This is a genomic window from Cupriavidus necator N-1, from assembly GCF_000219215.1.
Lineage (GTDB): Bacteria > Pseudomonadota > Gammaproteobacteria > Burkholderiales > Burkholderiaceae > Cupriavidus > Cupriavidus necator.
In genome coordinates this window covers 2,320,973-2,337,396 of record NC_015723.1, presented here as the reverse complement: position 1 = coordinate 2,337,396, position 16,424 = coordinate 2,320,973, and the positions used below count along the sequence as shown (strand labels likewise).

Genomic DNA, 16,424 nt, shown 5'->3' with positions numbered 1-16,424 from the left:
TCTCCGGTCAGGACAGGTGCAGTATAGGCGCCGATCCCGACCGTGGCAGTGAGACCTATGCGCGGCACGAGTCTGCGCGCTGCACCAGCCGGTGCAGGCTAGGGCTCATGGGCTTGAGCGCGGCGCGTTCGGCCGTGAGCGCAATCGCCAGGTTGCTGCGGCCGCCGCGCAGCGCCGCCTCGAGCAGGGTCAGGCTGATGACGTCGCGCTGCGCATGGCTGCCGCCGAAGCGGTGGGCGATCAGGCGCACCGGCGTCAGCAGGTCGATGGCAGTGGTGTAATCGCCCTGGTCGAACGCGATCAGGGCATCGGCCACCGGCAGCCCCACATCGCGCGACATCATGGCATTGGTGCCGTTGCCCAGGGCGGCGCGCTCCAGCGCGGCACGGACCTGGTCGGCGGCCGCGGGCCGGTGCGCGCCCAGGCTGGCCATCACGGCATGGACATCGTTGAAGGCGTAGTAGCCGGCCGCGCCGCGGCCCAGCCAGTCGTCCGCCACCGGCTGCCAGCGCCGGCCCACATCCACGCCGCGCAGGTGCAGCCGCCACAGCAGCGCTGAGGCATCCACCAGGTCCAGCGCGATCGCCGGCGCGGGGCGCTTGATACAGCGGTCGTACAGCGCCAGCACCTCGTCGGTCCTGCCGTCTTCCAGCTGGAACAATGCCAGGTGCCACCAGTTGTGCACGGCCAGCATATTGTCGTCGGACCAGTCGTCGCGGCGCCCGTCCAGCCAGGCGATGCCGTCGGCCAGGCGGCCCTGCATCTCCATCACGTGCGCCACCGCGTGCACGGCCCATGGGTCGCGCGGATTGAGCTCCAGCGCGCGCCGGCCGCTTTCCTCGGCGCGCTCGTAGAGCTGGGTTTCCTCCAGGCCGAAGGCATGCATGCCGAGCAGGTAGCCGTAGCCCGGCATGCCGGCATCCCAGTGCGGCAGCGCCTGCGCCACGCGGTCGCGCAGCATCGATGACTGCCCCAGCAGGAAGTCTTCGAGATGCGCGGTCTGGATCGCCAGCAAGTCGCGTGGATAGTCGATCACGATATCGCCGTAGAGCCGGACCGAGCGCTCGAACTCGCCGTCCAGCCAGGCGCGTGCCGCGGCAATATGGCGGCGCTCGCGGTCGTTGGCGCTGGTGTGCAGGGCTTCGCCGGCTTCGACGCTCTGGCGCAGCATGGGCTCGGCGGTGCCGTCGCCAGAGGTGACCATCAGCGCGGCGCGCAGCGCGTGGCCCATGGCGAAGCCGGGGTCGGCGGCCAGCGCCGTGTCAATGGCGGCGAGCGGGTTGCCGTAGTAGCTGTTCAGCAGTTGCAGGGCGGTCTCATACTGCTCGACCGAGCGGGCGTTCTGGGTCGAGACCGGAAGATCCCGTGAATCCGTGAGTGCCATGGCAATCTCCGTGCGCCCGCGGCAGCGGGGCTGTCACGAACCATCGTAGACGGCAAAACGCCCCGTGTAACGGATGCGGCGGGGTGCGCCGCACCATGCCCGCCACAAGGCGCATGGCCGGGGTGCGTTGTGCGCTATATGCCGCTGCCGCCATATCGTTGCCGTGTGTCGGTTAAACTGCCGCATCCCCAATCACGACCTAACCATCAGGTTTCCCATGAAAACACTTGCGCTTTTCCTCGGCACCCTGACCTTCGCCTGCGCCGCATCCGCGGCCGCCCCGGCTGCCTCGGCCCCGGCCGCCCCGGCCGCCCCTGCCGCACCCGCGGCGGCGCCGCAGACGCTGGCGTCGGGCATGACCATCCAGCACCTGATCAAGGGCAATGGCGCCTCGCCCAAGGCCACCGACTCGGTGCAGGTCCACTACCGCGGCACGCTGGCCGACGGCACCGAGTTTGACAGCTCGTACAAGCGCGGCCAGCCGATCTCGTTCCCGCTCAACCGCGTGATCCCGTGCTGGACCGAAGGGGTGCAGGCGATGCAGGTGGGCGGCAAGGCCAAGCTGACCTGCCCGCCGGCCACGGCCTACGGCGCGCGCGGCGTGCCGGGCACGATCCCGCCGAACGCCACGCTTACCTTCGAGGTGGTGCTGCTGGGGATCGGCGGCTAAGAGCCCGCATCAGCGCGGCGCCTGCGGCTGCGCGGGCGCAGGCGTGCCCGCCGGCGCCTCCGCGGCGGGCGCTGCGGCCGCGCCGCTGTCGTCGTTTTCGTCGTAGTCCGGCAGCGACGTGCTCTCTCCCAGCAGGTAGCGGCGCCGCTGCACGTAGGCATCGCGCACAAAGGTGTACTTGTCCAGCGCCGCCAGCTTCAGCAGGTCGGTGGCGCCCAGCAGGTTGGTGCGCACGTCCACCACGTTCATCCCGAACAGCGAATTGCGCACCGCCGGCTCGGCATAAGTGGTCGGGTCGAACTGGAAATTCACATACAGGCCCACGCCGTCGCGGAATGAGCTGGGGCCAAACAGCGGCAGCACCAGGTAGGGTCCCGACGGCACGCCCCACGTGCCCAGCGTCAGGCCGAAATCCTGCGAATGCTTCTGCAGGCCGGCGGGCGTGGCGATGTCGATCAGTCCGCCGATACCCAGCACGGAATTGATCGCGACCCGCATGAAGCTCTCCGCGGCCTCAACGCCCTTGCCTTGCAGCAGGTTGTTGGCAAAGTTGCCGATGTCCGCGATGTTCGAATAGAAATTGGTGACCGCGGTGCGCACCGGCTCCGGCGTGACCGCCTTGTAGCCCTTGGCCACCGGCACGGCCACGTACTGGTCGAGCTTGTCGTTGACGGTGAAGACCGCGCGGTTCATGGGCTCGAACGGATCGTCGGGATTGGCTTGCGGGCCGGTGGCGCAGCCGGCGAGCAGGGTGGCGGCAATGGCGGTGGTGGCAACGGATGTAGCGCGCTGGCGTAAAGGCATCGTACGAAGGGGTTCGGGGTCGGCCGCGTCGGGTTTGTGATTATGACCGGGCAGCCTTGTCATGTTTGTGATGGGCGCCTTCGCGCGGGCGGCCCATCAGGATCGGCTGGAAGAACACGGCCCCAACCAGCGTGCACGCCAGCGCCAGCGCCAGCAGCTTGCCCATGCTGGCGGTGCCGGGATGCTGCGACAGCCACAGGCTGCCGAAAGCGGTGGCGGTGGTGGCCGCGCTGTACAGCACGGCGTGCGTCAGGCTGGACTGCAGCAGCTGGGTCTTGCCGTGCCGCCAGGCAATCACGTAATAGATCTTGAACGCGACGCCGACGCCCAGCAACAGCGGCAGCGCGATCACGTTGGCAAAGTTCAGCGCAATGCCGAACAGCACGCACAACTCCAGCGTGACGATGGCCGAAACCAGCAGCGGTATCAGCGTGCGCAGCACGTCGCCGAAACGGCGCAGCGTGATCCACAGCAGGATGGTGATCGACACCACCGCCCACGCGCCTGCCTGGGTAAAGGCGGCCATGATGGTATCGGCCGAGCCGCGGATCGCGATCGGCCCGCCGGTGGCGGTCGGCGCCACGCGCTGCACCGCGGTGATGAAGCGGTCCAGCGCGGCCTCGCGCTGCGCGCTGGCGGGCGGCGGCAGCTTCGGGCTGACGCTGACCAGCGCGCGCCCGTCCGGCGTGATCCAGTCGCGCACCAGTTCGGGCGGCAGCGTCTGCTGGCTGACAGGCTGCGGGTCCAGCGCCAGCTTCAGCCGTGCCAGCGCCAGCTGCAGCGGCACGGCGATGGCGCGCTCGGCGCGGTCGCGCGTGGCGGCGTCGACGGAGGCCAGCTTCTTCAGCGCGGCGGACAGGTGCGCGGCTTCAGCCGCACCCGGACCGGGATGCTCGTCGGCGGCGATGGCCAGCTGCCGCGCGGCATTGCGCAGCGCATTGACGCGCACGCTGTCGGTGGCGGGCGTGGCGGTGGGTTGCGTCAGCGCCGGCATCAGCGCGGCCGAAGCCTGGCCGATGGCCTGCAGCTTGGGCGGCTGGTCGCCGGGGATAAAGGTCTGCAGCGTGACCGCGCGTGCCACCTCGGACAGCGCCGCGAGCTTGCCGGCGAGATCGCGTGCGGCCGGCAGCGAAGGCGCCAGCACGCTGACATCGTCGGTGCCGGCCTGCGGCGCGTCCCTGAGCGCCAGCAGCGTGGCCATCGATTCAGATTTGGGGTCCTTCAGGTGCAGCGGGTCGAAGTCAAAGCGCAGGTGCGGCAGCAGCGGCGCGCCTGCCAGGATCGCGAGCAGGGTGACCAGCAGCACCGGCTTGCGATAGCGGTCGAAGAACCGGTCCGCGGGCGCCAGCCACGCGAAGCCCGGCGCCTCGGGCTCGCCGCCGGGCTTGAGCACGCAGATCAGCGCCGGCAGCAGCGTGAAGGTGGTGGCGAATGCCACCATCATGCCCACGCCGGCGATCAGCCCCAGTTCGGCCACGCCGCGGTAGTCGGTGGGCAGGAAGCAGAAGAATGCCGCCGCCGTGGCCGCGGCGGCCAGGGCCAGCGGCGCGCCCACGCCGCGCGCGGACAGCCCCAGCGCTTCGACGATATGGTCGCGGTCATGGCGCTCGGCGCGGTAGCGCACGCCGAACTGGATGCCGAAATCCACCCCCAGCCCGACGAACAGCACCGCGAACGCCACCGAAATCATGTTCAGCGAACCGACCATGGCCAGCCCCAGCGCCGCGGTGATCAGCAGCCCGGCAAACAGGCTGGCCAGCACCGCCACGATCAGCCGCGCCGAGCGCAAGGCCAGCCACAGGATCAGGACCACCACCAGCACCGTCAGCACGCCGTTGAGCACGGCGCCGTCGCTGACCGAGGCGAATTCATCGTCGGCCAGCGCCTGCGGGCCGGTCAAGCGCACCGTGGCCTGGTAGCGCTGTGCCAGCTGCAGGTCGGCCGCTGCCTGCCGGATCGCGCGCGAGGCGGCGGCCCCGGCCTGCAGGTCGCTGTAGTCCAGCACCGGGCTGAGCGCGAGGTAGCTGTAGACCTGGCCATCGGGCCCAGGCTTGAGGCTGTCGTCAAGCAGCCCTGCCCAGGACAGCGCGGCGGGCTTGCCGGCCAGCACCTGGTCCAGTGTCTGGGCACTGCTGCCCAGCAGCCTGGCCATGTCGCCCAGCTTTACCTGCCCCATCTGCAGCGGCAGCGTCAGCGTGGTGGTGAGGAGATCGGACAGGCCGCGCAGGGTCGGGTCATGCGCGAGCGCGTTGACCAGCGGACGCGCCTGCACGAGCTGCTGCGTGAGCTGGCGCACTTCATCGTTGCTGGCGAACAGCAAGCCGTTGCGCGCGAAGAACGGGCCGCCGCCGGGCTGGCTGACCGCGGTGAAGCGTGCCGGCTGGCGGCGCAGCGCCTCGGCCAGCGCGTCGGCGGCGGCGTCGGCCAGCTCTGTCGCGGGCGCCTGCACCACCGCCAGGATCAACTGGTTGCGCTGGGGAAAGGCGTCGCCGATGGCGGCGTCGCGCACCGCCCAGGGGGCGTCGGATTCCAGCAGGCGGCCGATATCGGTGTTGATCGCAAAGTTGCGGGCCACGTAGACGCCGCTGGCGGCGGTCAGCAATGCCGCCAGAATGATGACGCGCCACGGCCAGGCGGTGGCAAGCCGGACAATGCGTGTCAGCAGCGAAGTCAGCATGGGCGGATCCAAGGAGCACGAACCGCGAGTATATCGGCTGGCAGCGTGGCGCATGCGGCATGCGCGGCCCGGGCATCCGCGATTCAGGCCGATCCGCTATAAACTGTCAGCCTGGCGCCGGCGCTGCAGCGCCGGCGCCGCTTCACAGTCCTTCCTGGCTCTCACATCCATGACGATTCACGGTTTGCTTCCCCTGGTGCCGCTTGCAGCGGTGGCCATGGTTTCCGTAGCGCACGCCCAGGCTGTCCAGCCCGGCGACCTGCGCGCCAGCCCCGAGCGGCTGGTGCAGGCCGCGGTGGAGGGCGTGATCGGCACTATCCAGTCCAATCCCGACACCCGCGCCGGCGACCTCGGCAAGATCACCGCTGTCGTGCAGAAGCAGTTCCTGCCTTACACGGATTTCCAGCGCACCACGCGGCTGGCGGTGGGCAGTGCCTGGCGCACCGCCACGCCGGAGCAGCAGCAACAGCTCCATGAGCAGTTCCAGATGCTGCTGGTGCGCAGCTATGCGGTGTCGCTGGCGCAGCTGCGCGAGCAGAACGTCAAGTTCCGCTACCAGCCGGTCAAGTCCGGCAGCGGCGCCACCGACGTGGTGGTGCAGACGCGCGTGATCAACAATGCCGACGAGATGCAGATCGACTACCGGCTGCAGCGCACTGCCAACGGCTGGAAGATCTATGACATCAATATGATGGGGGCGTGGCTGATCGAGGTGTACCGCAAGCAGTTTGCGGATATCGTCGCGCGCAGCGGGGTCGACGGGCTGGTGAAGTACCTGACCACCCACAACGCGCGCCAGGCGTCTGACGCCTGAGCGCCGCACGCCATCAGGGCGCGGCGTGACCGGTGTCCCGGCTGCGCCGCCAGTGGCGCAACTCCACCCATTGCCATGACAGCAGCGCGGGCACGCCGAACAGGATCTCGCGCGCGCGCTTGACCAGCGCCAGCGCCAGCGAGACCTGTGCATCGATCCCCAGCACCTGCCCCAGCAGCATTACCACCGCTTCCTGCACGCCCAGCCCGGCGGGCACGAAGAAGGCCACCTGGCGCGCGGCCTGGGTCAGCGATTCGATCGCCAGCGCCTGCCAGACAGGCACCGGATGGCCCAGCAGCATCAGCGCCAGCCAGATCTCCAGCGTGCCGCTGACCAGCCCTGCCAGTTGCCAGCCCAGCGCCGCCAGCAGCTCGCGCCGGCGCCGGTTGAGCGCGCGGATATGGGCATCGAGCCGCGCGCCGTCGATCATCGCGACAATGCGGTGATCTTCGCCAAACAGCTTGCGCGCCGCGCCTTCCAGTTTCTCGAAAATCGCGGTATGCCGCAGCGACATCGCGAACAGCACCGGCACCGGCAATGACAGCAACAGCCCGGCCAAGATGACCCAGGCCCCGCCGCTGTCCTGCAGCGCGGCCACCAGCAGCAGCACCCCCATGGCCGAGAACAGGTACTGCGAGAACAGCGTCAGCATCACTTCGACCACAATGCTGGCAGTCACCGCGGTGGTGTCGCGGATGCGCAGCCGCGTCAGGCGGATGCCGACCAGTTCGCCGCCGACCCCCACCGTTGGCAGCAGGCGGTTGACCGCTTCACGCACCGTGGCGACCCACCACAGGAAACCGATCCCCGCCTTCTCCTCGGGGTCGGCCGAGGTCAGCAGGACGCGCCAGCCTTGCGCGTCGAGCAGCAGCGGCAGTGCGTGCAGGGGCACCAGCAACAGCAGCAGCCAGCCGCCCTGCGCCACGATGGCGGCGATATCGCTGGCGCCCTGGTGGATCACCAGCGCGGTGAGCGCCAGCAGCCCGATCAGGCCGGTCAGGTAAGCAATGCGTTTCATGTTGAAAAGTCAGGGCACCAGCACGTCGGCAAAGCCGCCGCGCCGGTTGGCCGCGCGCTCCAGCGCGGCGCGCACGCGCGGCGACAGCAGCGCGGCCAGTTCGTCGGCGTGGCGGTAGCCGCGCATCGATGCGGTGATGGCCTCGCCAGAGACCACGGCCGGGTGCAGGTAGATCTCGCCCACGCCCGCGGGCAACTGCGCCAGCGCCTGCAGCAGGGCTGCCTCGTCCATCTGGCCGCTGCGCGCGATGCCAACCACGTAGTCATTGTGCGCAATGCCGGCGCGGTCCAGGCGCCGGCGCAGCAGCGCCAGCCAGGGGCGCAGCAGCAACGGCGCGCCATGCTCGCGCGGCAGGCGCATCGCACGCAGGCCGTAGTCGCGCCCGATCGACAGGATCAGCGACAGCACCGTCGGGTGCAGGTGGAAATGCTTGTGTGTGTTGACGTGGTCCAGCGGAAGGCCGGTGGCGGCAAAGGCTTCGAACTGCGCGCGGATCTCCGCCGCCAGCTGGCGGCGCACCCGCGGCAGGAAGAAGAAGCGGCAGCCGTCCAGGGCCATGGCCGAGCCGAAGCGGCCTCCGGCGTCGACCAGGTCGGGGATCTGCGCGCGCGGCAGCGTGGCCGGGCCGTCGGCCAGCACCACGTGCAGCCCCACGCGCAACGACGGCAGCCGGCGCGCGCGCTCGACCGCGTCCGCCACGGCGGGCGCGCCCACCATCAGGCTGGCGGCGCTGAGCACGCCGTCGCGGTGGGCCAGCTCCACCGCCTCATTGACGGCGGGGTGCAGCCCGAAGTCGTCGGCGGTGACGATCAGCGCGCGTTGCGAGGCACAGGAAAGCGCGTGGGCCAGGATCAGGCCTCGTGCGAGCGCAGGAAGCGGAAGAACTCGACGCCTTCACGCAGGCGCCGCTTCATCATGTCCCAGCTGCCCAGCATCTCGCGCACGATTTCCCAGATTTTGCCGGGGCGGAAGTAGAAGCGCTTATAGAAGGTCTCCACGCCGTGGTAGATGTCTTCCTTGGACAGGTGCGGATAGCTAATCGCGGCCAGCTGCACGCCCTGGTCGTTGACCAGGTTGATGACCTTGTTTTCCTCGAGCCAGCCGTTCTCCACCGCCTGCCGGTACAGCGTGGTGCCGGGGTAGGGCGCGGCCAGCGACACCTGGATGGTGTGCGGGTTGATTTCCTTGGCGTACTCGATGGTCTTCTCGATGGTCTCGCGCGTCTCGCCCGGCAGGCCCAGGATAAAGGTGCCGTGGATCTGGATGCCCAGCTTGCGGCAGTCCTCGGTGAAGCGGCGCGCAATGTCCGTACGCAGGCCTTTCTTGATGTTCAGCAGGATCTGGTCGTCGCCGGACTCATAGCCCACCAGCAGCAGGCGCAGGCCGTTCTCCTTCATGATCTTGAGCGTGCTGTACGGCACGTTGGCCTTGGCATTGCATGACCACGTCACGCCCAGCTGGCCCAGCCCGCGCGCGATCTCTTCCACGCGCGGCTTGAAGTCGGTGAAGGTGTCGTCGTCGAACATGATCTCCTTGACCTCGGGCATGTTCTCCTTGATCCATTTGACCTCGGCGATCACGCTTTCGGCCGAGCGCGTGCGGTAGCGGTGCCCGCCCACGGTCTGCGGCCACAGGCAGAAGGTGCAGCGCGAACGGCAGCCGCGGCCGGTGTAGATCGACACATAGGGGTGCTTCAGGTAGCCGATGAAGTAGTTGTCGATCTTCAGGTCGCGCTGGTAGACCGGCGCCACGAAGGGCAGCTCGTCCATGTTCTCGATCATCGGGCGCTGCCCGTTGTGTTCGAGAGAGCCGTCCGGCAGCCGGTAGGACAGGCCCAGGATGTCCTGGAGCGGCTTGCCCGCGGCCACGTCCTGGCAGGTGTAGTCGAACTCCTCGCGGCAGACGAAGTCGATGGCCTCGCTCGCGCCCAGCGTGCCGCCCGGATCGACCGCGGGCTTGGCGCCGACCATGCCGATCATCACATCCGGCTTGCGCTTCTTCAGTTCCTCGGCGAACTTGGCGTCGGTGGGGAACGAGGGCGTGCTGGTGTGGATGATGACCAGTTCATAGTCCGCGGCGATATCCAGCGACTGCTGCACGGTCAGGCCGTCGGCCGGTGCGTCCAGCACGCGGCTGCCCGGCACCAGCGCGGCGGGCTGCGCCAGCCAGGTCGGGTACCAGAACGACTTGATCTCGCGCTTGGCCTGGTAGCGCGAGCCCGCGCCGCCGTCGAAGCCGTCGAAGGAAGGGGCCTGGAGGAAAAGGGTTTTTTTCATAGCGGCCTCTGGGGATGGATGCCGGTGGATGAAGGTTGGTTCGGGGTCAGCGCAGGACTGGTGTGCAGGGCATCGCGCACCGACAGCACCTGCTCGCGCCACTGCACGCGCTTGCCTGCCAGCGCAAATGCCCAGCCGGCCAGCAGCAGCGCATCGCGCAACGGTGCGCGCAGTGCGGCGGCGACGCTGCCTGCCAGCACGCTGCGCGCCAGCGCGCCGGCGGCCGCCACCGCAAGTACCAGCGGCAGCGGTGCCAGCAGCACACCCAGCGCCAGCATCGGCCAGGTGAACGTGATGAAGGTAAAGGCAAAGCCCGGTGGATTCAGCGAACGGATCGTGCGTAGCCAGCGCAGCTCATGTCGCCACAGGTCGGTGAAATGGTCCTCGGTGACGTCGGTCGTGACCACCACCTCCGACAGCACCGTGCGCAAGCCTTGCTGCCGCGTCAGCTCACCCAGCCAGTAGTCGTCGGCCAGCCGGCCGGACAAGGCTGCGAGGCCGCCGATGGCTTCCAGCGCATTGCGGCGCAGCGCAATGGTCGCGCCAAAGGCAAAGCGTTGCGATCCGCCCGCGTGGGCGATGCGCACCGACGGCGCGAACCAGTCGTCGATAAACTGCGCACCAATGCGCGACCACAGCCCGCCAGTCGGTTTGCCGCGGTAGAGGCAGGTGACCACGCCCACGCCGGCGTCGGCCAGCGGCGCGGTCACGCGCGCCAGGTATTCGGGCGGCACGGCGATATCGCTGTCGGCGATCACCAGCACATCGTGCCTGGCCTGCGCGAACAGGTTGATCAGGTTGCTGACTTTCAGGTTGGTGCCGTGCACTTGCGGATCGACCACCAGCGCGATGTCGCACGCCGGGAAGTCGCGGCGCAGCCGTTCAACCACGGCGATGGCGGGATCGTCTGCGGCACGCACGCCGAATACCAGCTGGAACGACGGATGCCGCTGCCGGCACAGCGTGGCCAGGTTCTCGTACAGCCGGGGCTCGGCGCCGCACAGCGGCTTGAGCACGCTGACCGGTGTCGTTGCCGCGCCGCCGCCTGCCGCAGGCGCGCGGCGCGACAGCCAGGCGGCGGCCAGCGCATAGCCCGCCGACACGCAGGTCAGCGCAGCGCCCGGGAGGGTGGCGGCAAGTTCGGCGGCCATCGGCAGTGCAGTCAGTGCGTGGCCGCGGCGTTGGCCTTGGCCGGCCGCGGCCGGTTGGCGGGCGGCTTCGCGCGCTGGATTTCCTCGAGCTTGATCTCGACGTGGCGCGAAAACACGTAGTCGGCCGGCCGCTGCTTGTCCAGCGCAATATCGGGCGCCATCGGCCCGCTGGTGCGCACGCCGCGCAGGCTCACGCCCAGCGCCTTGAGCGGATGGGCAAAGGTGTCCGCCACGGCGGTGGCCTCATAGCCGCTGTGCACCATGCAGTCGGCGCACTTCTCGTAGTTGCCGGTGCCATAGGCGTCCCAGTCGGTCTCTTCCATCAGCTCGCGGAAGGTGGCGGCATAGCCCTCGCCCACCAGATAGCACGGACGCTGCCAGCCGAATACGGTGCGCGCCGGGTTGCCCCACGGGGTGCAGTGGTAGGTCTGGTTGCCGGCCAGGAAGTCCAGGAACAGCGTCGACTGGCTGAAGGCCCAGTTCTTGCCGGCGCGGCCACGGCTCAGGATGTCGCGGAACAGCTGGCGGGTCTTGCCGCGGTTCAGGAAGTGCTGCTGGTCCGGCGCGCGTTCATAGGCATAGCCCGGCGACACGGTGATGCCGTCCACGCCCAGCGCCTTGACCGAGTCGAAGAACTTCGCCACGCGCTCGGGCTGGGCATCGTTGAACAGCGTGCAGTTGATATTGACGCGGAAACCCCGTTCCTTGGCCAGCCGGATCGCCTCGACGCAGCGGTCGTACACGCCTTCCTGGCACACCGAGCGGTCATGCATCTCGCGGTCGCCGTCCAGGTGCACCGACCAGATGAAATACGGGCTGGGCTGGTACTGGTCCAGCTTCTTTTCCATCAGCAGCGCATTGGTGCACAGGTAGACAAACTTGCGCCGCGCGATGATGCCTTGCACGATCTCCGGCATGTCCTTGTGCAGCAGCGGCTCGCCGCCGGCGATGGACACCACCGGGGCACCGCATTCATCCACCGCCCCGAGGCATTCCTGCACCGACAGGCGCTGGTTCAGGATGGGGTCCGGATAATCGATCTTGCCGCAGCCTGAACACGCCAGGTTGCAGCGGAACAGCGGTTCCAGCATCAGGGCAAGCGGATAGCGTTTCTGTCGCGACAGATGCTTGCCGACGATGTAGGCGCCCACGCGGGCGACCTGCAGTAGCGGAATAGCCAAGGCAACTTCCTCTGGTTGGGTTCAGCCGGCGATATTCTCGTTGGCGGTGGCAGGTACGGCCGCGGCTGCGGCGGTTTCCTTGCCGGCCTTGCGCGGGGCCGGTCTCGGCTTCACGTCGGCCAGCTCGGCCGGCAGCCGGAACTCGGCATGTTCCTCGCGCCCGGCCATGGTGGTGACATCCACCGGGCCCAGCCGGCGCAGGGCGTTGATCACGTCCTCGACCATTTCCTCGGGGGCGGAGGCGCCGGCGGTGATGCCCACCACGTTGGCGTTGCGCACCCAGGCGGGGTCCAGTTCACTGCCCTCGGCGATCAGGTAGCTGGGCACGCCGCTTTCCGTGCCGATCTCGCGCAGGCGGTTGGAGTTGGAGCTGTTGGTCGCGCCGATCACCAGGATCACGTCAGCCAGCTTGCACAGGTCGCGCACCGCGCTCTGGCGGTTCTGCGTGGCGTAGCAGATGTCGCGCGTATCGGGACCGACCAGGTTGCTGAAGCGGCGCCCGAGCGCGGCGATGATATTGCGGGTGTCGTCCACGCTCAGCGTGGTCTGCGTGACGTAGGCGACCGGGGTGTCGGCGGGCAGGTCAAGCTGCGCGACCTCGGCCTCGTTCTGCACCAGGATCACCTTGCCCGGGATCTGGCCCATGGTGCCTTCCACCTCCGGGTGGCCGGCATGGCCGATCAGGATCACGGTGCGGCCGCTGGCCGCGTACTGGCGGCCCTGGGTATGGACCTTGATCACCAGCGGGCAGGTGGCGTCGATGGCATGCAGCTGGCGCTGGCTGGCATCGGCGATGACCTCGCGCGAGACCCCGTGCGCGCTGAAGATGGTCACGGCGCCGGTCGGGACTTCGTCGAGTTCTTCGACGAAGCGCGCCCCGTTGTCCTTCAGTCCCTCTACGACGTGCTTGTTGTGCACGATCTCATGTCGCACGAACACCGGGGCGCCATGCTTGACGAGGGCGCGGTCGACAATCTCGATCGCGCGCACCACGCCGGCGCAGAAGCCCCGGGGCTGAGCAAGAATCACCTGCATAGAGTAAGCCCCCCGACCCTTTTCAACGGGTGTCAGTGTTTGGGATGGCGGGACGGGAAATGCACCGGCAACCACCGGAGATCCACCGCAGATCACATTTCCGTCGCACGGTGGTTACTATATACCCGACACGCCGGCTTTGTCTGGAGTCGCCTTGGCCAGCGCGAGGCTGGCCAAGGCGACTCCGCCTCACGGGAAAACGGGTTTATGACGAAAAACGATGACGTGCTGGTGACAGGCGCCTCGGGCTTTCTGGGCTCGGCGGTGGCGCGCAGGGCGCTGGCACGCGGCTTCCGGGTGCGCGTGCTGGTGCGCCCGCAGAGCCCGCGGACCAACCTGGCCGGGCTGCCGGTGACCGTGGCGGAAGGCGACATGCGCGACGCCGGCGCGGTGGCCGCCGCGCTGCAGGGCGTGTGCTACCTGTTCCATGTGGCCGCCGACTACCGGCTGTGGGCGCCGGACCCCGAGGACATCGTGCGCACCAACGTCGACGGCACCCTGGCCGTGATGGAGGCTGCGCAGCAGGCCGGCGTCGAGCGGGTGGTCTATACCAGCAGCGTGGCGACGCTGCGCGTGGCCGGCGCGCGGGCGCCGGTGGACGAGACCGCGGCGCTGCGCCCGCACGAGGCCATCGGCGCCTACAAGCGCAGCAAGGTGCTGGCCGAGCGCGTGGTCGAAAAGCTGGTGGCCGAGCGTGGCCTGCCGGCGGTCATCGTCAACCCGTCCACCCCGATCGGCCCGCGCGACGTGCGGCCGACGCCGACCGGGCGCATCATCGTCGAGGCCGCCACGGGCAAGATCCCCGCCTTTGTCGATACCGGCCTGAACCTGGCGCATGTGGATGACGTGGCCGAAGGGCATTTCCTGGCGCTGGAACGCGGCCAGGCCGGCGAGCGCTACATCCTGGGCGGCCAGGACGTGATGCTGCAGCAGATGCTGCGCGACATCGCGCAGATGTGCGGCCGGCGCCCGCCGACCATGCAGCTGCCGCGCTGGCCGCTGTACCCGCTGGCGTACGGGGCGGAGGCGGCGGCGCGCTTTACCGGCAAGGAGCCGTTCATCACTGTAGATGGACTCAATATGTCCCGGTACCGGATGTTCTTTACATCAGACAAGGCGCGCAAGGTGCTGGGCTATCAGCCGCGGCCATACCAGGAGGGCTTGCGGGACGCGCTGGAGTGGTTCCGGGCGCAGGGGTATCTCGACAAGCGCTAAGCTGGTACGGCACGCTCAGGACCGCACCGGCGCCTGCGCCCGGCCCTTCCACTGCCCGCCGCGCCGCAGCCAGTAGCGCCGTGCCGAGTCGATGGTCGCCCCCAGGTAGAACAGCGCCGTGACCGGCAGCAGCGGCGCCAGCCACGCCGGCTGCCGGTATTCGCGCAGCATCGGCAGGTAGGCCAGGGTCATCGCGCCCCAGGCCAGCCATGCCGGCCACAGCCGCCAGCCGAGCGCCAGCACCGGCGGCACCAGGTAGGTCAGCGCCATGCCCGCCACCGCGCCGCCCAGCAGCAGCGGCGAATAGCGCAGCTGGGTGTAGGCGCTGCGCGCGATCATGTCCCACAGGCTGCGCCAGTCGTTGTAGGGCCGCAACGACACGCTGTCGTCGGCCAGGTCCAGGCGGATCGCGCCGCCGGGCTTGATGCGCGAGGCCAGGCTGCAGTCGTCGATCAGCTCGCCGCGGATGGCGGCAAAGCCGCCAATGCGCGCCAGCGCCGCCCGGCTGGCCAGCATGCAGCCCCCGGCCGCGGCGGCCACGCGGCTGCGGCCATCGCGCACGCGGGCGAAGGGGTAGAGCTTGGCGAAGAAGAAGACAAAGGCCGGCACGATCAGCCGTTCCCAGGCGGATTCGCAGCGCAGCCGCACCATCAGCGAGACCAGGTCGCGCCGCTCGTGCTCGGCGCGCGCCACCAGCGCGGCCAGCACGCCGGGGCCGTGCCAGATATCGGCATCGGTCAGCCAGACGTAGCGGGCCTGCGCGGCGATGCGGTCGGCCGCGGCCAGCCCTTCGGATTGGGCCCAGACCTTGCCGCTCCAGCCGGCCGGCAGCTCGCGGGCGCCGATCACGGTCAGCCCCCGCGGGCGCGCGGTGGCCGCGGCGGCGGCGCGGGCGATATCGGCGGTGCCGTCCTGGCTGTGGTCGTCCACCACCACCAGCGCCAGCCGGCCCGGGTAGCGCTGGCCCAGCACGCCGGCCACGGCGCGGCCGATCACCTCGGCCTCGTTGCGGGCTGGGATGACCGCGACCACGTCTGGCCAGGCCGCGGGATCCGGTGCGGCAGCCGGCTTGCGCACGCGCCAGAAGCCGGCACGGGCAAAGATCAGCACCAGCCAGACCGCCAGCGACAGCAGTGACAACGCCAACGCAAGGTGCATGGGCCGGCCCTATTTGACGAAGCGCCGCGCCAGCCGGGCCAGCCGCGGCACGGTTTCCGGGCGCAGCAGGCGCGCGTCGTAGCCGGCCATGCGCCGGTCGTTCTCGGCCAGGCACAGGTCGATCATCGCGCCCGGCGTCAGGGCTTCGCCCAGCGCCGCGGAACCGTTCATGGTGAAGTTGGCGTCCTGGGCCACGCCGTCGGTGTCGATGCCGCGCGCAATGCCGATGCGCTCCCAGACCAGGAAGGCCCACACCCGCGCCACCTTCAGCGCAAACAGCGGGCGGCGCCACCACGGCAGGTTGCGCCGGTACCAGGCGGCCCAGTTGACGAAGAACAGGATATGGCGGCCTTCCTCCTGGATCACCGGCTCGAAGGTCTCGACCAGCTCGGCGGGGAAGAAGCCCGAGCGCCTGGCCGCGGCGAACAGGCCGAAGGCGAAAAAGCTGTCGATGCACTCGCTGTAGCCGGTGACCAGCCAGCCCCATTCCGGATCGTCAGGTGGCGGGTAGTCAGGCTCGGGCGCGAGCGCGATGCCATAGGCCTCGACCAGCTTCGACAGCACCACCTTGTGGCGCGCCTCCTCGCCGCCGTCCATTTCCAGCGCGCTGCGCAGCAGCGGATCGCCGACGGTATCGGCAAAGGTCTTGACGCGGATCGAGGCGCGGCCCTCGGTCTGCACGGCGATGTCCCAGATCGGCAGCGAGGTGACGCGGTGCAGGGCCTCCGGCGACAGCTTCGGCCAGTCGATCACGGTGGGTTTGTAGGGATTGTGGGTCTGCAGCAGCATATTGCAGAACATCTGCAGGTGCTGCGGGGAGCCGATGCGCACCGGCCCCGGGGTGGGGTCGGTCCAGTGGCGCATGGTATGGTCGGCCTGCTCGACGGCAGTGCGAGCGACCGTATCGGCAACCGCGATGGCGCGGGCCTCGGCATCGGCGGCGCTGTTGCGCGGCGGCGCGGCCGCCGCGTTGCCAGCAACCTCAGTGGTCTCGGACATTCGGCCCCCCTGGCGTTGGATTGCCCGGGGGTCATTGTAGCG

At 69.3% G+C, this 16,424-nt stretch carries 14 protein-coding genes; 3 read left to right on the top strand and 11 right to left on the bottom strand.

Features of this window, described 5'->3' with window-relative positions; genetic code table 11:
* Window positions 1–55 precede the first annotated feature (55 nt).
* A complete protein-coding gene (locus tag CNE_RS28630; RefSeq protein ID WP_013953789.1) occupies window positions 56–1,384 on the bottom strand; it encodes a tetratricopeptide repeat protein in 1,329 nt (442 codons plus the stop codon).
* 217 nt (window positions 1,385–1,601) lie between these two features.
* Here CNE_RS28630 and CNE_RS28625 point away from each other — a divergent pair, with 217 nt between their 5' ends.
* On the top strand, window positions 1,602–2,054 hold the full coding sequence (locus CNE_RS28625) for an FKBP-type peptidyl-prolyl cis-trans isomerase (protein WP_013953788.1): 453 nt from the start codon (window positions 1,602–1,604) through the stop codon (window positions 2,052–2,054).
* Between the two features lie 9 nt (window positions 2,055–2,063).
* Here CNE_RS28625 and CNE_RS28620 read toward each other — a convergent pair whose 3' ends face one another.
* A complete protein-coding gene (locus tag CNE_RS28620; RefSeq protein ID WP_013953787.1) occupies window positions 2,064–2,858 on the bottom strand; it encodes an MlaA family lipoprotein in 795 nt (264 codons plus the stop codon).
* 40 nt (window positions 2,859–2,898) lie between these two features.
* The gene (hpnN, locus tag CNE_RS28615) at window positions 2,899–5,535 is read right to left on the bottom strand and encodes a hopanoid transporter HpnN (RefSeq protein ID WP_041228716.1); all 2,637 of its coding nucleotides are present in this window, start codon (window positions 5,533–5,535) and stop codon (window positions 2,899–2,901) included.
* 169 nt (window positions 5,536–5,704) lie between these two features.
* Here hpnN and CNE_RS28610 point away from each other — a divergent pair, with 169 nt between their 5' ends.
* Entirely contained in the window at window positions 5,705–6,349 is a 645-nt protein-coding gene (locus CNE_RS28610) for an MlaC/ttg2D family ABC transporter substrate-binding protein (protein ID WP_013953785.1), read from the top strand.
* Window positions 6,350–6,362: 13 nt separating this feature from the next.
* Here CNE_RS28610 and CNE_RS28605 read toward each other — a convergent pair whose 3' ends face one another.
* Genes CNE_RS28605 through ispH form a run of 6 tightly spaced genes read right to left on the bottom strand, consistent with a single transcriptional unit; the run spans window position 6,363 to window position 13,010 of the window.
* Window positions 6,363–7,367, bottom strand: coding sequence for a lysylphosphatidylglycerol synthase domain-containing protein (locus CNE_RS28605; RefSeq protein ID WP_013953784.1), 1,005 nt, complete (start codon window positions 7,365–7,367; stop codon window positions 6,363–6,365).
* A gap of 9 nt (window positions 7,368–7,376) precedes the next feature.
* Window positions 7,377–8,180: a hopanoid biosynthesis-associated protein HpnK gene (gene hpnK, locus CNE_RS28600; RefSeq protein ID WP_080569609.1), complete on the bottom strand. Its 804-nt coding sequence runs from the start codon at window positions 8,178–8,180 to the stop codon at window positions 7,377–7,379.
* A gap of 38 nt (window positions 8,181–8,218) precedes the next feature.
* Window positions 8,219–9,643, bottom strand: a complete 1,425-nt coding sequence (gene hpnJ / locus CNE_RS28595) for a hopanoid biosynthesis associated radical SAM protein HpnJ (RefSeq protein WP_013953782.1) — start codon at window positions 9,641–9,643, stop codon at window positions 8,219–8,221.
* Window positions 9,640–10,794, bottom strand: a complete 1,155-nt coding sequence (hpnI, locus tag CNE_RS28590; RefSeq protein ID WP_013953781.1) for a bacteriohopanetetrol glucosamine biosynthesis glycosyltransferase HpnI — start codon at window positions 10,792–10,794, stop codon at window positions 9,640–9,642. Before hpnI ends, hpnJ begins: the two co-directional genes overlap by 4 nt.
* 11 nt (window positions 10,795–10,805) lie before the next feature.
* Window positions 10,806–11,975: an adenosyl-hopene transferase HpnH gene (gene hpnH, locus CNE_RS28585; RefSeq protein WP_013953780.1), complete on the bottom strand. Its 1,170-nt coding sequence runs from the start codon at window positions 11,973–11,975 to the stop codon at window positions 10,806–10,808.
* A 21-nt stretch (window positions 11,976–11,996) separates the two neighbouring features.
* The gene (gene ispH, locus CNE_RS28580; RefSeq protein WP_013953779.1) at window positions 11,997–13,010 is read right to left on the bottom strand and encodes a 4-hydroxy-3-methylbut-2-enyl diphosphate reductase; all 1,014 of its coding nucleotides are present in this window, start codon (window positions 13,008–13,010) and stop codon (window positions 11,997–11,999) included.
* 207 nt (window positions 13,011–13,217) lie between these two features.
* Here ispH and hpnA point away from each other — a divergent pair, with 207 nt between their 5' ends.
* Entirely contained in the window at window positions 13,218–14,225 is a 1,008-nt protein-coding gene (gene hpnA / locus CNE_RS28575) for a hopanoid-associated sugar epimerase (RefSeq protein ID WP_013953778.1), read from the top strand.
* Window positions 14,226–14,240: 15 nt separating this feature from the next.
* On the opposite strand, the gene CNE_RS28570 is transcribed toward hpnA, so the two are convergent.
* Together CNE_RS28570 and CNE_RS28565 are read right to left on the bottom strand one after the other, a co-directional pair.
* Complete coding sequence (locus CNE_RS28570) at window positions 14,241–15,383, bottom strand: glycosyltransferase (RefSeq protein WP_013953777.1); 1,143 nt, start codon at window positions 15,381–15,383, stop codon at window positions 14,241–14,243.
* 9 nt (window positions 15,384–15,392) lie between these two features.
* The gene (locus tag CNE_RS28565) at window positions 15,393–16,382 is read right to left on the bottom strand and encodes a hypothetical protein (protein WP_013953776.1); all 990 of its coding nucleotides are present in this window, start codon (window positions 16,380–16,382) and stop codon (window positions 15,393–15,395) included.
* Window positions 16,383–16,424: the final 42 nt, after the last annotated feature.

Excerpts from the sequence above, each read along its gene's own strand:
- CNE_RS28630 (WP_013953789.1), bottom strand. The coding sequence starts at position 1,384 with ATGGCACTCACGGATTCACGGGATCTTCCGGTCTCGACCCAGAACGCC.
- CNE_RS28625 (WP_013953788.1), top strand. The coding sequence starts at position 1,602 with ATGAAAACACTTGCGCTTTTCCTCGGCACCCTGACCTTCGCCTGCGCC.
- CNE_RS28620 (WP_013953787.1), bottom strand. The coding sequence starts at position 2,858 with ATGCCTTTACGCCAGCGCGCTACATCCGTTGCCACCACCGCCATTGCC.
- hpnN (WP_041228716.1), bottom strand. The coding sequence starts at position 5,535 with ATGCTGACTTCGCTGCTGACACGCATTGTCCGGCTTGCCACCGCCTGG.
- CNE_RS28610 (WP_013953785.1), top strand. The coding sequence starts at position 5,705 with ATGACGATTCACGGTTTGCTTCCCCTGGTGCCGCTTGCAGCGGTGGCC.
- CNE_RS28605 (WP_013953784.1), bottom strand. The coding sequence starts at position 7,367 with ATGAAACGCATTGCTTACCTGACCGGCCTGATCGGGCTGCTGGCGCTC.
- hpnJ (WP_013953782.1), bottom strand. The coding sequence starts at position 9,643 with ATGAAAAAAACCCTTTTCCTCCAGGCCCCTTCCTTCGACGGCTTCGAC.
- hpnI (WP_013953781.1), bottom strand. The coding sequence starts at position 10,794 with ATGGCCGCCGAACTTGCCGCCACCCTCCCGGGCGCTGCGCTGACCTGC.
- ispH (WP_013953779.1), bottom strand. The coding sequence starts at position 13,010 with ATGCAGGTGATTCTTGCTCAGCCCCGGGGCTTCTGCGCCGGCGTGGTG.
- hpnA (WP_013953778.1), top strand. The coding sequence starts at position 13,218 with ATGACGAAAAACGATGACGTGCTGGTGACAGGCGCCTCGGGCTTTCTG.
- CNE_RS28570 (WP_013953777.1), bottom strand. The coding sequence starts at position 15,383 with ATGCACCTTGCGTTGGCGTTGTCACTGCTGTCGCTGGCGGTCTGGCTG.
- CNE_RS28565 (WP_013953776.1), bottom strand. The coding sequence starts at position 16,382 with ATGTCCGAGACCACTGAGGTTGCTGGCAACGCGGCGGCCGCGCCGCCG.